We start from the raw sequence: 13292 nt of genomic DNA on the forward strand, positions 1-13292 counted from the left end.
AGGCTATAGTCAGTCCGTGTTTATGAGGCGCGCCAATGGGGTGACAGAAAAACGATTTCACCGTTTCCATTTAAAGACATAGCTTATATTGCGGCTTTGCGAGGCTATGAGCAAAAAAAAACACTGCCTTGGCAGTGTTTTTTAATTTCCGTTCGTCAGCCAAGGGAAAACTGACGACGGAAGAGATTACGAACGGCTCAGTACACGGCGCGCTTCGTTATAGCGCTTTTTCCAGTACGGCTCGTTCATGCTGGAGATGGTCACACCGCTGCTGGTGGAAGCATGAACGAACTGGCTGTTGCCGATGTAGATACCCACATGGCGGCCAGTGGATCCCGCTCTGAACAGGACTAAATCACCCGTACGCAGCTGGGAACGTGAAATCGATTTGCCGGAATCCTGCTGCTCTGAAGTTGAGCGCGGCAGTTCCAGACCAAACTGTTCGCGGAAGGTGCGCTGCACGAATGCCGAACAGTCGATGCCTTTCCGGGTGCTGCCGCCAAGGCGGTAACGCACGCCTTTCCAGCTAGCATACTGGTCCATCAAACGGGACTTAACGTCCAGATTGCTAACCATTGTTTCAAATTCATCCTGAGAGGCTTGCAGTGATGATAAATCGCCACTACCCACACCAAGCGTCTCAGAATGCATATTCTTTGCGGTACTACTTGTCGAACTACAGGCAGAGAGCAAAACTGCCACTGCTATCGCGGGAACGACCCGCAGGATATATCTCAAAATCGGCTGAGATTTGACCATGTTGTGTGTTTTCCCTTGTTGTCCTTAACGACAATGTCGTTATAAAAAATGCCAAACGTGTTAGAGCCTAAATACCTGGCAGCAATGAGACAAATCCTTAAATCTAAATTTGTGCAGTAACGCACAATTTAATTCTGACGCCGGTTTTACGTTGCTGGAAAGGCAAAACGAGAATGAGATTACCCTATCAACACTGGGATGGCGAGCGGTTTTGCGAGATTTCTTATAAGAATTTTTGCGACAAAAAGTGAATCATCGGGAAAGGCCAAAATAGCGGCAGAGATGGGTAAAAAATACGCAATTACCTCATTTCTAAGACGATTAATGTGACAGAAAGATGATTGTGGGGATAAAAAAGGCGAAACATAAAAAAAGGGACCGAGAACGATCCCTTATGGATATTTAATAATATGCGACGGAAATGTTAATTTTGGTGCATTCCGGCGGGCAGAGTCCGGTCGAACCAGTCAATCATTTTGTCGCTCAACGGGGTCAGTAGAACCCAGGGAGCGCCGACCAGCAGCGCGGTTAATGAACCGACGGCAATATCGGTAAACCAGTGGGCGCCAATCATTACCCGCGGGAAGGCAAACACAACGAAAATGGCGAGGGAAATAGCAAACGCCCGACGGCCAAAATAGCGCCACATGAAGGTGGCGAAAATCAGCAGCATCATGCCGTGATCGCCCGGGAAGCTATCCTTCGAGGCATCTTTGGTCGGCAATGAGACCACGTCGCTGACCTTAACGATACCGCTAAACGAGAGCGACGGGCTGGCGCGCTTAACCGGCATCAGGTGCTGCGCCAGTTGGTTTATCACCACCGCCGACAGCAGCATGACCAGGCCGATGATGACGATTCGGCGGCGGCCGGCGCTTTGCTCCTTCAGCCAGAAGCTCATCATCACCGCTCCCATCGCCAGCAGAGAGCAGGCGTCGAAAGCGCGGTTGTTGATAATCGCCAGCAGCCAGGTATAGCCGCGGCTGACGCCGACGTTGTGGTTAAAGAAGTGGAAAATGGCAGAATCCAGCGGAAACCACAGCCCGTGGTTGGCGGGCAGATACCATGATAAAAAAAGCGCAATACCCGCAGCGTTAAGCAGCAGGATAAGGGGGATTCGGGTTTTATTCATAACGGTCGCATATCGTGTAAAACGGCGGCAAACATAGCCGCCTTAACTTAAACGTAGCCTCAACAGAGCGGCTTGTAGGGCATTCCAGTCCGCCTCGCCGTCGCAGATAAGCTCTATGCGGCTGTCCGGCGGGGCGACGTTCTGCGTTTCAATATTGAGGTCCAGCCCCTGGCGGTTAATCCGCACCAGGCCTTCGGCAATACGCATCACGCCCTTCACGCGGCCCACCGGGGCCAGCCGCGCCCACTCCAGCAGGCCAACGGTATCGAAGGTGGTATCGGCGTCAAAAATCCAGCCGCAGGCTTGGTAGCCCTGACCTGCGTTCAGGCTGCGGCGCCAGCGCTGGTGGCCGGGGAGACTCAGCGCCGCGAGGCCCTTTTTCTGCCCGTGGCCGTGCGCATGCTCCGCGCTCTCCGGCAGCGGGCGAAGGTTTAGCCGCGGCAGGTCCAGCAGCGCCGGGTCAATACTTCCCTGGGTGGCGCTGACGTGCAGGCGCTTGCCGGCATACTCCTGCCACCAGACGCTGAAGGCGCGCTCGCTTTCAGCGGTCATCCGGTCGGTTTTATTGCTGATAATGACGTCGGCGGCGGCCAGCTGATCGCGGAAATTTTCGTTGGCCACCACCTTCGGGTCCAGAAGCTGACGGGGATCGAGAACGCACAGCGTCGCGCGCAGGTCGATCCACGGCTCGTAGACCGCGGCGGTGAGAATATCGAGGATCTGTTTCGGATGACCGAGCCCGGTTGGCTCAATCAGCAGCCGGTCCGGCTTCCCCTGGCGCAGCAGGGTATTCAGCCCGACCTGCATTGGCAGGCCGTTGACGCAGCACATGCAGCCGCCGGGAATTTCTTTGAGTAATGCGCCGCTATCGGCCAGCAGAGCGCCGTCAATGCCCACTTCGCCAAACTCATTGACCAGTACGGCCCATTTTTCATCTGCAGGCTTGTGGGCCAGCAGATGAAGAATCGAGGTCGTTTTACCGCTGCCGAGAAACCCCGTGATCAAGTTTGTTTTGGTCACATTTTCTCCAGGATACAAATGTAATGTTGTAACAGTTGGCGACTATCCTGACGAAAAAATGGGGAAAAGAGAAGGCTTACGACGGACAGAAAAGAATTCTGTCCGTTAAACAGCAGAAATTGTTAAGAATCCAGCGCGGCGGCGATGGCTTCGCGTGCGCCCAGCGACGAGAGCTGGCGCCAGGCCGAGGTCACGTTGGCGACAAATTCGGCGCTGTGAGGAAGGTCGTTGCCAAAAATCTCTTCGAGGGAGAGCAGGGCGCTGACCCGCTCTTGCTCGTTGCTGCCGGCGACCAGGGCGTGGATTTTCTCCGCCAGCGGGTCGCGAACGTCAATCGGCTGGCCGGCATCGTCCACGCCGCTGACGTAGCGCATCCAGCCGGCGACGCCAAGCGCCAGCAGCGACCAGCGGCTGCCGCGAGCGAGATGCACCCGGATGCCGTCAAGCATGCGCTGCGGGAGCTTCTGGCTGCCGTCCATCGCGATCTGCCAGGTGCGATGCTTCAACGCCGGGTTGCTGAAGCGCTCAAGAAGACCGTCGGCGTAGCCCGTCAGATCGACGCCTTCGATAGAGAGCGTCGGCGCCTGTTCATCGAGCATCAGCCGGCGCGCGGCGGCGCGCAGCACCTCATCCTGCATGCAGTCGCTGATATGCGCATTGCCCGCAAGGTAGCCGAGCCACGCGAGGAAAGAGTGGCTGCCGTTGAGCATTCGCAGCTTCATCTGCTCCCAGGGCAGCACGTTGTCGGTCATCTGCACGCCGACGGTTTCCCACGCCGGGCGGCCGGCGACAAAGTTATCTTCAACCACCCACTGAATAAACGGCTCGCAGCTGATGGCGCAGGGATCTTCGACGCCCAGCGCGGCGCTGATTTCCGCCAGCGACTCGTCGGTGGCGGCGGGAACGATGCGGTCGACCATCGTGCCGGGGAAGCTGACTCGTTCAGCAATCCACTGCGCCAGCTCCGGACAGCGTTTCTGTGCCATTCCCAGCACGGCGTTTTTCACCACGTGGCCATTGTCGGGAATGTTATCGCAGGAGAGCACGGTAAACGGCGGCAGGTGGCGCTCACGACGGCGGGCGAGCGCCTCGACCAAAATGCCCGGCACCGACTGCGGCAGCGTCGGGTTATCCAGATCGTGCACGATGCGCGGCTGTTTAAGATCCAGCAACCCGCTTGCCGGGTCGATGCAGTAGCCTTTTTCAGTAATGGTCAGAGAGACGATGGCGACCTGCGGTTCGCAAAACTTCTCGATTATCGCCGGGAGCGAATCGAGTTTAGCGTTCAGGCATTCGTGCACCGCGCCGACCACGATAGCCTTATTGCCCTGCGCCCCTTTCTCCAGCACGGTAAACAGGTGATCCTGCTGGCGGAGCTGGCTCATCAGCCGATCGCCGCTGAACAGACTTATTTCGCAGATCCCCCAGTCGCCGCCGCTGGCGTTCAGCACCCGGTCGGTAAGCAGCGCCTGGTGCGCGCGATGAAAGGCGCCAAACCCAAAGTGCACAATACGCGAGCGCAGCTGGCTGCGATCGTAGCGGGGAAGCTGCACGTCTTCCGGTAGCGTAGCTGTAGCAATATTCGTCATTCTTTACACACCTGATTAACCAATGATTAACACGGCCAGTGTAAAGTTATATGACAACAAATTAAATTGGTGAGCCGTATTTATACGCTTAGTGTGAGCTGGATCAATCAATTCAGCGGGATAAATTGACCCTTTGGCGGAAGCCTGTATGGTAGTCGTCATTGATGTTCGCGTTATTGGTATAACAACTTTAAAGGGGTATAGCGATGGAGCAAACCTGGCGTTGGTACGGACCGAACGATCCGGTATCGCTTGATGATGTACGGCAGGCCGGTGCGACGGGCGTGGTTACCGCGTTGCACCATATTCCGAACGGGCAGGTATGGCCCGTTGAAGATATCAAGCAGCGTCAGGCGCTGCTGGCGGAAAAAGGGCTGACGTGGTCGGTGGTCGAAAGCATCCCGGTGCATGAAGAGATTAAAACCCATAGCGGGCAGTACGCAACCTGGATTGCCAACTACCAGCAGAGCATCCGCAACCTTGCGGCCTGCGGGATCGATACCGTCTGCTACAACTTTATGCCGATCCTCGACTGGACGCGTACCGATCTGGAGTATCAGCTAGCTGACGGCTCGAAGGCGCTGCGTTTTGATCACATCGCTTTTGCCGCCTTTGAGCTGCATATCCTGCAGCGCACTGGCGCGGAGGCCGACTACAGCGAAGAGGAGCAGCGCCAGGCGCAGGCTTACTTTACGGCGATGAGCACTGCGGAAGTTGAAAAGCTGACCCGCAATATTATTGCCGGCCTGCCGGGAGCCGAAGAGGGCTACACCCTCGATCAGTTCCGCGCGCGCCTGGCCGAATATGACCATATTAATAAAGCGCAGCTGCGTGAAAATATGGCCGTCTTCCTGCGCGCCATCGTGCCGGTATGTGAAGAGGTAGGCGTGCGCCTGGCCGTTCACCCGGACGATCCGCCGCGTCCAATCCTTGGCCTGCCGCGCATCGTGTCGACCATCGAGGATATGCAGTGGCTGAAAGAGGTTGTTGATAGCATTAACAACGGTTTTACCATGTGTACCGGCTCCTACGGCGTGCGCGCCGACAACGACCTGGTGAAGATGGTGGAAACCTTCGGCGATCGCATTCACTTCACCCATCTGCGATCGACCTGCCGCGAAGAGAACCCGAAAACCTTCCACGAGGCGGCGCACCTGAACGGCGACGTCAATATGGTGGCGGTGGTGAATGCGATCCTGAGCGAAGAGCTGCGCCGCAAGCGCGCCGGCGATCTGCGTCCGATCCCGTTCCGTCCGGATCACGGCCACCAGATGCTGGACGATCTGCGTAAGAAAACCAACCCGGGATATTCGGCGATCGGTCGCCTGAAGGGAATGGCGGAAGTGCGCGGCGTTGAGCTGGCGCTGAAGATGACGAAATACCCGGAACTGCTGTAGGTCATAGCGTTCATCGGATAAAAAAATGCCCGTCAGCGGCGATGCTGACGGGCATTTTTGCGTTGATTATCGGAGATTAAGCCGCCGTTCGATTAGTCGGCGCGGCCCATATAGCGGCTCTCTTCGATATGGATACGAATGCGTTCGCCCGAGCTCAGGTATTCAGGAACCTGCACCACGAGGCCGGTGCTCAGGGTTGCCGGTTTGTTGCGCGCGCTGGCGGATGCGCCCTTGATGCCCGGCGCGGTTTCAACAATCTCCAGATCGACGGTCTGCGGCAGCTCCAGCGCCAGCAGCTGGCCGTCCCAGGTCAGAACCTGCATGTCCGGCATGCCGCCTTCCGGGATAAACAGCAGCTCTTCTTCAATTTGCTCTTTGGTGAAGATATACGGGGTGTAATCTTCTTTATCCATAAACACGTATTCGTTGCCATCGACGTAGGAGAAGTCAACGTAGCGGCGGGTCAGGGTCACGGTATCGACAATGTCGTCGCCCTTAAAGCGTTCTTCAACCTTCAGACCGGTACGCACGTCAGCGAAACGCATTTTGTACAGCGTTGCTGCGCCACGGGCGCTCGGTGACTGAATATCAATGTTTTTAACAATCAGCAGCTTGCCGTTGTAATTCAGCACCATACCTTTTTTAATTTCATTCGCTCTTGGCATTGCGGTAATCCTGTAACTTAAAGGGTCAAAATATCGCGTAAAACTACTCGCGCCGGGCCTTTCAGGCAAGTGGAATTCGCGCGTTTTGCTATCTTCGGATAAAACGTTTAGGCTGCGTCTGAAAAAGCACCGTTAAGAGAACCATCTATGGAATGTCGTACTGACTGCGGTGCCTGCTGTATCGCTCCTTCCATCTCATCCCCGATCCCCGGCATGCCTGACGGCAAACCCGCGAACACGCGATGCGTCCAGCTGTCGGCGGGCAACCTGTGCAATATCTTTGGCTCCCCGCTGCGCCCCAAGGTTTGCGGCAGCCTGCAGCCGGAGCGCGAGATGTGCGGAACCCGGCGCGATGAGGCGATGGCGTACCTTATTCATCTCGAACGGCTCACCGCCGGCTAGCGGCGCCGTTTTATCCCTGCGGCTTAAATATCCCTGATGCGCCACAGGCACAGCTGGGCGATCGCCCCCATGCCGAGCGCGATCCAGAATACCGCGTGATAGCTCCAAATCTCGGCGACCACGCCGGCCAGCGACCCTGCAATAATCCAGCCGACGCGGATGGTATTCGCATATAGCGTGGTCGCTGCACCCGCCTGACCCGGCATTAAATCCTGAAAATAGAGCATGCCAATTCCCGCGAGGATGCCAATGAAAATGGCGTTCAGCAGCTGTAAAGCCAGCAGCAGGCCGGGCGTGTGAACCAGCAGCATGCCGACGTAAAACAGCAGCCCGGCGACGGCGGCCACGCGCATCAAAAAACGCTTGCCGAAACGGCGGGCGTAATAGCCGGCGATCAGCATCGTCGGAATTTCAAGGCCGGCCGCGGCACCCATCATTAATCCCGCCAGCTTCTCCGGCAGGTGCAGCTCATTAATGATATAGAGCGGCATATTAATGATGTAGAGGCTGTTGATCCCCCACATCAGCGTGCAGACGCTGAACAGCAGCAGCGCATCGCGACGATGGGTGCGCGGCGCCTCCAGCTGGCCCGACGCCGCCCTCGGCTCTTTGCGCATGCTGGGCAGAAAGAACCACACTATCGCCCCGCAGAATACGAAGGCGACGGCGGCGCTGAGGTACATCACGGTAAAGCCGAAGCCCATCGCCAGCGCGTAGGCCAGCGGCGGGCCGATCACCCACGCCAGCGACACCTGGGCGCGCAGAATCGAGCTGAACATCACCGCCTCGCGGCCGGTTTTATCCGCATGCTCGCGGGCAAGGGCGAACATCTGCGGGTTGGCGGTGGAGCCGAAGCTGCTGAGGAATACCCCGACGAAAAGCAGAACAAAGTAGCTGCGGTTCCATGCAAACAGCAGGCAGGCCAGCACGCCCAGCAGGCAGCAGAAGACGATCAGCTGCTTACGATCCCCACGGCGGTCCGAGCGCCCGGCGAGAAACTGGCTCACCAGAATGCCAATGACCGCGCTGCCGGTAAAAAAGAAGCCGACCATCGCCGGGCGCACGTGCACTTCGTTAGTCAAAAACAGGCTCAAGGTGGGCGTTTGCAACGCGCCGGCAATCCCGGTCAGAAAGGCGACTATCAGGAAGGCTGAAGAGGTTAAATCGAACCCGCGTCGGGGAAGGGCGGCGCTGCTGTTTTGCATGTGCGGTTATCTGTGGTTTCAGGAGTCGCGAAGTTTACGCCGCCCGTCAGAGAATGAACAGTAGTATGGCACGAATAAATCAAAAAGGCGTTTCAAAATATGACGTTCAGCAAAATGCTGAAGCTGAGGCCGTTCTTGCGGTACGGCTTCAGCAAAAATGTGCGTCATCTCTAACTTCTGTTATCAGGTTGCTAACTTATCTTGCGCGGTGATTAAGAAAGGTACAGACTCATTGAAACGTTTCAGCGTCATCAGGGTTTTCTTCAGCAGCACGGTGACGCATTTTTTCACCAAACAGCTGAAACGATTCAACTCAGCAGGAGAGGAGATCCATGTTCCAGTTATCTGTGCAGGATATTCATCCCGGCCAGCAGGCCGGTAATAAAGAAGAGGCAATTCGTCAGGTTGCTTCTGCGCTGGTAAGCGCAGGCAACGTGGCGGAAGGCTACGTTAACGGGATGCTGGCGCGCGAGCAGCAGACCTCTACTTTCCTTGGTAACGGGATTGCAATTCCGCACGGTACCACCGACACGCGCGATCAGGTGCTGAAAACCGGCGTTCAGGTCTATCAGTTCCCGCAGGGCGTGACCTGGGGGGAAGGGCAGACCGCCTATGTTGCCATTGGTATCGCCGCCAGTTCTGATGAACATCTCGGGCTACTGCGTCAGCTGACGCACGTGCTAAGCGATGATTCTGTCGCCGAGCAGCTCAGGTCTGCCACCACGGCAGAAGAGCTGCGCGCCCTGCTGATGGGTGAAAAGCAGAGCGAGATGCTGAAGCTGGATAACGACACGCTGAGCCTTGATATCGCAGCCAGCGATCTGCTGACCCTGCAGGCGCTGAACGCCGCGCGGCTGAAAGAAGCCGGCGCCGTTGACGCCGCGTTTGTCAGCCGCACCATTAACGATAAGCCGCTGAACCTGGGTCAGGGCATCTGGCTGAACGACAGCGCGGAAGGCAACCTGCGCAGCGCCGTTGCCGTGAGCCGCGCCGCCAGCGCATTTACCGCCGATGACCAGCCGGTCTCGCTGCTGATTACCGTCGCGATGGCCGACGAGCAGCCGACCGCGGTGCTCAGTCGCCTGAGCAATCTGCTGATTGATAAAAAAGCTGACCGTCTGCTGAAGGCCGACAGCGCCACGCTGCTGGCGCTGCTGACCAGCGATGATGCGATTGCCGAGGACGTGCTGAGCGCTGAATTTGTCGTGCGCAACGAGCACGGGCTGCACGCGCGTCCGGGCACTATGCTGGTTAATACCATCAAACAATTTTCCAGCGACATTACCGTCACCAACCTCGACGGTTCCGGCAAGCCGGCCAACGGCCGCAGCCTGATGAAGGTCGTGGCGCTGGGTGTGAAAAAAGGTCACCGTCTGCGCTTTACCGCGCAGGGTGAAGATGCGCAACAGGCGCTGGACGCGATTGGCGAAGCTATCGCCGCAGGCCTTGGGGAGGGCGCATAAATGAGCAGACGTGTAGCAACGATTACTTTAAACCCGGCATACGATCTGGTGGGTTTCACTCCGGAAGTTGAGCGCGGCGAAGTCAACCTCGTCCGCACCACCGGCCTGCACGCGGCCGGAAAAGGCATCAACGTCGCCAAGGTCCTGAAAGACCTCGGTATTGACGTCACCGTCGGCGGCTTTCTCGGGAAAGATAACCAGGACGGTTTTCAGCAGCTGTTTAGCGAGCTGGGAATTGCCAACCGTTTTCAGGTGGTGCAGGGCCGTACCCGCATTAACGTCAAGCTGACGGAAAAAGACGGCGAAGTCACCGACTTTAACTTCTCCGGCTTCGAGGTGACTCAGGGTGACTGGGAGCGCTTCGTCAATGATTCTCTGAGCTGGCTGGGTCAGTTCGACATGGTTTGCGTCAGCGGCAGCCTGCCGTCAGGCGTTAGCCCTGAGGCCTTCACCGAATGGATGATTCGCCTGCGCAGCCAGTGCCCGTGCATTATTTTCGATAGCAGCCGCGAAGCGCTGGTTGCCGGCCTGAAGGCGGCACCGTGGCTAGTGAAGCCAAACCGCCGCGAGCTGGAGATTTGGGCCGGCCGCAAGCTGCCTGAAATGAAAGACGTGATTGACGCCGCCCACGCGCTGCGCGAGCAGGGGATTGCCCACGTGGTTATCTCGCTGGGTGAAGAGGGCGCGCTGTGGGTTAACGCCTCCGGCGAATGGATTGCCAAGCCGCCTTCAGTCGAAGTGGTCAGCACCGTTGGCGCCGGCGATTCTATGGTTGGCGGCCTGATTTACGGCCTGCTGATGCGTGAATCCAGCGAGCATACTCTGCGCCTGGCCACGGCCGTTGCGGCCCTGGCGGTGAGCCAGAGCAATGTTGGTATTACCGATCGTACCCAGTTGGCCGCAATGATGGCGCGCGTCGACTTACAACCGTTTAACTGACAGCAGGAGAGGCATAATGAAAACGCTGCTGATTATTGATGCCGGACTCGGACAGGCTCGCGCCTATATGGCGAAAACCCTGCTGGGCACCGCGGCGCAAAAAGCGCAACTCGAACTGATTGATAACCCGAACGATGCAGAGCTGGCTATCGTCCTCGGCTCAACGCTGCCTGCTGACAGCGCGCTGAACGGTAAAAAGGTGTACCTCGGTGATATTAACCGCGCCGTAGCCCACCCGGAGCTGTTCCTCGGCGAGGCGAAAAGCCATGCCACGCCTTACGTTGCGCCAGCTGCGGCACCCGCAGCCGCTGCGGCTAGCGGCCCGAAACGTATTGTTGCTATTACCGCCTGCCCAACCGGCGTTGCGCATACCTTTATGGCCGCAGAGGCTATCGAAACCGAAGCGAAAAAACGCGGCTGGTGGGTGAAGGTTGAAACGCGCGGCTCCGTCGGCGCGGGCAATGAGATCACGCCAGAAGAGGTGGCGCAGGCCGATCTGGTTATCGTTGCTGCGGATATTGAAGTTGACCTGGCGAAGTTTGCCGGTAAGCCAATGTATCGTACTACGACCGGCCTGGCGCTGAAGAAAACCGCCCAGGAGTTTGAAAAGGCGCAGCTGGAAGCCAAACCGTATCAGCCTTCCGGGCAGAGCGGACAGCAGGCGGATAGCGCGAAGAAAGAGGGCGGCGGCGCCTATCGTCACCTGCTGACCGGCGTCTCCTACATGCTGCCGATGGTGGTGGCGGGCGGCCTGTGTATCGCGCTTTCCTTCGCCTTCGGGATTAAAGCATTTGAAGTGAAGGATACGCTGGCGGCGGCGCTGATGCAGATCGGCGGCGGTTCAGCCTTTGCGCTAATGGTTCCGGTGCTGGCGGGCTTTATTGCCTTCTCCATCGCCGACCGTCCGGGCCTGACGCCGGGTCTTATCGGCGGTATGCTGGCGGTGAGCGGCGGTTCCGGCTTTATCGGCGGGATCATTGCGGGCTTCCTCGCCGGCTACGTGGCTAAGCTTATCAGCAAGAAGCTGAAGCTGCCGCCGAGCATGGAAGCGCTGAAACCGATTCTGATCATTCCGCTGGTTTCCAGCCTGATTGTCGGTCTGGCGATGATCTACCTGATCGGCAAGCCGGTTGCCGGTATCCTGGCGGGCCTGACCCACTGGCTGCAAACTATGGGGACGGCTAACGCGGTCCTGCTGGGCGCCATCCTCGGGGCAATGATGTGTACCGATATGGGCGGTCCGGTGAACAAAGCGGCGTACGCCTTTGGCGTCGGACTGCTGAGTACCCAGACCTACGCGCCGATGGCGGCGATTATGGCGGCGGGTATGGTTCCACCGCTGGCGATGGGTATCGCCACGCTGGTTGCGCGCAACAAGTTTGACAAAGGCCAGCGCGAAGGCGGTAAAGCGGCCCTGGTTCTCGGACTGTGCTTCATCTCCGAAGGGGCGATTCCGTTCGCCGCCCGTGACCCGATGCGCGTTCTGCCATGCTGTATCGTCGGCGGGGCGGTAACCGGTGCCATCTCCATGGCAATTGGTGCCAAACTGATGGCGCCGCACGGCGGTCTGTTTGTTCTGCTGATCCCTGGCGCCATTACGCCGGTGCTCGGCTACCTGCTGGCGATTATTGCCGGTACGCTGGTTGCCGGTCTCTCCTACGCGGTGCTGAAACGTCCGGAAGTGCAGGCGGTTGAAAAAGCGGCCTGAGTAAAACCTTGATAAGCAAAAGGGCCGATAATTCGGCCCTTTCTTTTTTTAGCTGTTGGGATTCTCCCGGCATCGACCTCAGGCCGACGCTTCCGCCGTTTGCTGCGCCCGCAGCCAGGCAATCTCTTCCGCCCAGATATCGGGATTAACGGTCTCGAGGATCAGCGGAATACCGTCAAAGCGGCTGTCCTGCATGATCCAGCGGAAAGCGTCGTGGCCGATATTGCCTTCGCCGAGGCTATGGTGGCGGTCGACGCGGCTGCCGAAGGTGCTTTTGGCATCGTTGAGGTGCATCCCGCGCAGGTATTTGAAGCCGACGATGCGCTCGAAATCGGCAAAGGTTTTCTCACACTCTTCGGCGCTGCGCAGATCGTATCCGGCGGCAAAGGCGTGACAGGTATCAATACATACGCCGACGCGGGATTTATCCTCCACGCCGTCGATAATGGCGGCCAGATGTTCGAACTTAAACCCAAGATTGCTGCCCTGACCGGCGGTGTTTTCGATAACCGCGGTCACGCCTGCGGTTTTTTCCAGCGCGATATTAATCGAGCGGGAAATGCGCGCCAGGCACTCCTCTTCCGGTATCTGCTGCAGATGGCTGCCGGGATGGAAGTTCAGCAGCGTCAGCCCCAGCTGCTGGCAGCGGGTCAGCTCATCAATAAAGGCTTCACGGGATTTTTCCAGCGCCTCTTCGACCGGGTGGCCGAGATTGATCAGATAGCTATCGTGCGGCAGGATTTGCCCGGGAGCGAAACGGTATTTTTCGCAGGCGGCTTTGAATTCAGCAATGGTTTCGTCGCTCAGCGGCGCGGCGCGCCACTGGCGCTGGTTCTTGGTGAAGAGGGCGAAGGCGGTCGCACCGATTTCGGCTGCGCGAATGGCGGCATTGGCCACTCCGCCGGAGGCGCTGACGTGCGCTCCAATATATTTCATAAAAAACTCCAGTTAAGCCGCTGCGGGGTGGGTAATGATAGCGGCTTAACCGAAGAGTTACATCAACGAATAATCTG

Annotated in this window: 12 protein-coding genes; 5 read left to right on the forward strand and 7 right to left on the reverse strand. The window is 57.8% G+C overall.

Annotation, left to right across the window (positions count from 1 at the left end):
• Positions 1-186: 186 nt before the first annotated feature.
• The 4 genes from mepS to RTE01_RS05660 all read right to left on the reverse strand — a co-directional run bounded on the left by mepS (position 187) and on the right by RTE01_RS05660 (position 4500).
• Positions 187-759: a bifunctional murein DD-endopeptidase/murein LD-carboxypeptidase gene (gene mepS, locus RTE01_RS05645; protein WP_041146498.1), complete on the reverse strand. Its 573-nt coding sequence runs from the start codon at positions 757-759 to the stop codon at positions 187-189.
• A gap of 424 nt (positions 760-1183) precedes the next feature.
• Positions 1184-1891 carry a phosphatase PAP2 family protein gene (locus tag RTE01_RS05650; protein ID WP_134527103.1) on the reverse strand — a complete coding sequence of 236 codons (708 nt, stop codon included), beginning with the start codon at positions 1889-1891 and terminating at the stop codon, positions 1184-1186.
• 42 nt (positions 1892-1933) lie between these two features.
• Entirely contained in the window at positions 1934-2911 is a 978-nt protein-coding gene (locus tag RTE01_RS05655; RefSeq protein WP_134527099.1) for a CobW family GTP-binding protein, read from the reverse strand.
• A gap of 122 nt (positions 2912-3033) precedes the next feature.
• A complete protein-coding gene (locus RTE01_RS05660; RefSeq protein WP_134527096.1) occupies positions 3034-4500 on the reverse strand; it encodes a mannitol dehydrogenase family protein in 1467 nt (488 codons plus the stop codon).
• Between the two features lie 206 nt (positions 4501-4706).
• On the opposite strand from RTE01_RS05660, the gene uxuA reads away from it, so the two are divergent.
• Positions 4707-5897 carry a mannonate dehydratase gene (gene uxuA / locus RTE01_RS05665; RefSeq protein WP_134527093.1) on the forward strand — a complete coding sequence of 397 codons (1191 nt, stop codon included), beginning with the start codon at positions 4707-4709 and terminating at the stop codon, positions 5895-5897.
• A 92-nt stretch (positions 5898-5989) separates the two neighbouring features.
• Here the strand turns inward: uxuA and yeiP are convergent, their stop codons facing one another.
• Positions 5990-6562, reverse strand: coding sequence for an elongation factor P-like protein YeiP (gene yeiP / locus RTE01_RS05670; protein WP_041146493.1), 573 nt, complete (start codon positions 6560-6562; stop codon positions 5990-5992).
• Between the two features lie 147 nt (positions 6563-6709).
• Here yeiP and RTE01_RS05675 point away from each other — a divergent pair, with 147 nt between their 5' ends.
• Positions 6710-6964, forward strand: coding sequence for a YkgJ family cysteine cluster protein (locus RTE01_RS05675; protein ID WP_041146492.1), 255 nt, complete (start codon positions 6710-6712; stop codon positions 6962-6964).
• Positions 6965-6987: 23 nt separating this feature from the next.
• On the opposite strand, the gene setB is transcribed toward RTE01_RS05675, so the two are convergent.
• Positions 6988-8169 carry a sugar efflux transporter SetB gene (gene setB / locus RTE01_RS05680; RefSeq protein ID WP_041146491.1) on the reverse strand — a complete coding sequence of 394 codons (1182 nt, stop codon included), beginning with the start codon at positions 8167-8169 and terminating at the stop codon, positions 6988-6990.
• Between the two features lie 332 nt (positions 8170-8501).
• Here setB and fruB point away from each other — a divergent pair, with 332 nt between their 5' ends.
• Genes fruB through fruA form a run of 3 tightly spaced genes read left to right on the forward strand, consistent with a single transcriptional unit; the run spans position 8502 to position 12279 of the window.
• Positions 8502-9632, forward strand: a complete 1131-nt coding sequence (gene fruB, locus RTE01_RS05685) for a fused PTS fructose transporter subunit IIA/HPr protein (RefSeq protein WP_041146490.1) — start codon at positions 8502-8504, stop codon at positions 9630-9632.
• The gene (gene fruK / locus RTE01_RS05690) at positions 9633-10571 is read left to right on the forward strand and encodes a 1-phosphofructokinase (protein WP_041146489.1); all 939 of its coding nucleotides are present in this window, start codon (positions 9633-9635) and stop codon (positions 10569-10571) included. It begins immediately after the preceding gene.
• A gap of 16 nt (positions 10572-10587) precedes the next feature.
• A complete protein-coding gene (gene fruA / locus RTE01_RS05695) occupies positions 10588-12279 on the forward strand; it encodes a PTS fructose transporter subunit IIBC (RefSeq protein ID WP_041146488.1) in 1692 nt (563 codons plus the stop codon).
• A 78-nt stretch (positions 12280-12357) separates the two neighbouring features.
• Here fruA and nfo read toward each other — a convergent pair whose 3' ends face one another.
• The gene (gene nfo / locus RTE01_RS05700) at positions 12358-13215 is read right to left on the reverse strand and encodes a deoxyribonuclease IV (protein WP_041146487.1); all 858 of its coding nucleotides are present in this window, start codon (positions 13213-13215) and stop codon (positions 12358-12360) included.
• Positions 13216-13292 lie beyond the last annotated feature (77 nt).

Source organism: Klebsiella terrigena (assembly GCF_006539725.1).
GTDB classification, from domain to species: domain Bacteria; phylum Pseudomonadota; class Gammaproteobacteria; order Enterobacterales; family Enterobacteriaceae; genus Klebsiella; species Klebsiella terrigena.

Excerpts from the sequence above, each read along its gene's own strand:
- mepS (WP_041146498.1), bottom strand. The coding sequence starts at position 759 with ATGGTCAAATCTCAGCCGATTTTGAGATATATCCTGCGGGTCGTTCCC.
- RTE01_RS05650 (WP_134527103.1), bottom strand. The coding sequence starts at position 1,891 with ATGAATAAAACCCGAATCCCCCTTATCCTGCTGCTTAACGCTGCGGGT.
- RTE01_RS05660 (WP_134527096.1), bottom strand. The coding sequence starts at position 4,500 with ATGACGAATATTGCTACAGCTACGCTACCGGAAGACGTGCAGCTTCCC.
- uxuA (WP_134527093.1), top strand. The coding sequence starts at position 4,707 with ATGGAGCAAACCTGGCGTTGGTACGGACCGAACGATCCGGTATCGCTT.
- yeiP (WP_041146493.1), bottom strand. The coding sequence starts at position 6,562 with ATGCCAAGAGCGAATGAAATTAAAAAAGGTATGGTGCTGAATTACAAC.
- RTE01_RS05675 (WP_041146492.1), top strand. The coding sequence starts at position 6,710 with ATGGAATGTCGTACTGACTGCGGTGCCTGCTGTATCGCTCCTTCCATC.
- setB (WP_041146491.1), bottom strand. The coding sequence starts at position 8,169 with ATGCAAAACAGCAGCGCCGCCCTTCCCCGACGCGGGTTCGATTTAACC.
- fruB (WP_041146490.1), top strand. The coding sequence starts at position 8,502 with ATGTTCCAGTTATCTGTGCAGGATATTCATCCCGGCCAGCAGGCCGGT.
- fruK (WP_041146489.1), top strand. The coding sequence starts at position 9,633 with ATGAGCAGACGTGTAGCAACGATTACTTTAAACCCGGCATACGATCTG.
- fruA (WP_041146488.1), top strand. The coding sequence starts at position 10,588 with ATGAAAACGCTGCTGATTATTGATGCCGGACTCGGACAGGCTCGCGCC.
- nfo (WP_041146487.1), bottom strand. The coding sequence starts at position 13,215 with ATGAAATATATTGGAGCGCACGTCAGCGCCTCCGGCGGAGTGGCCAAT.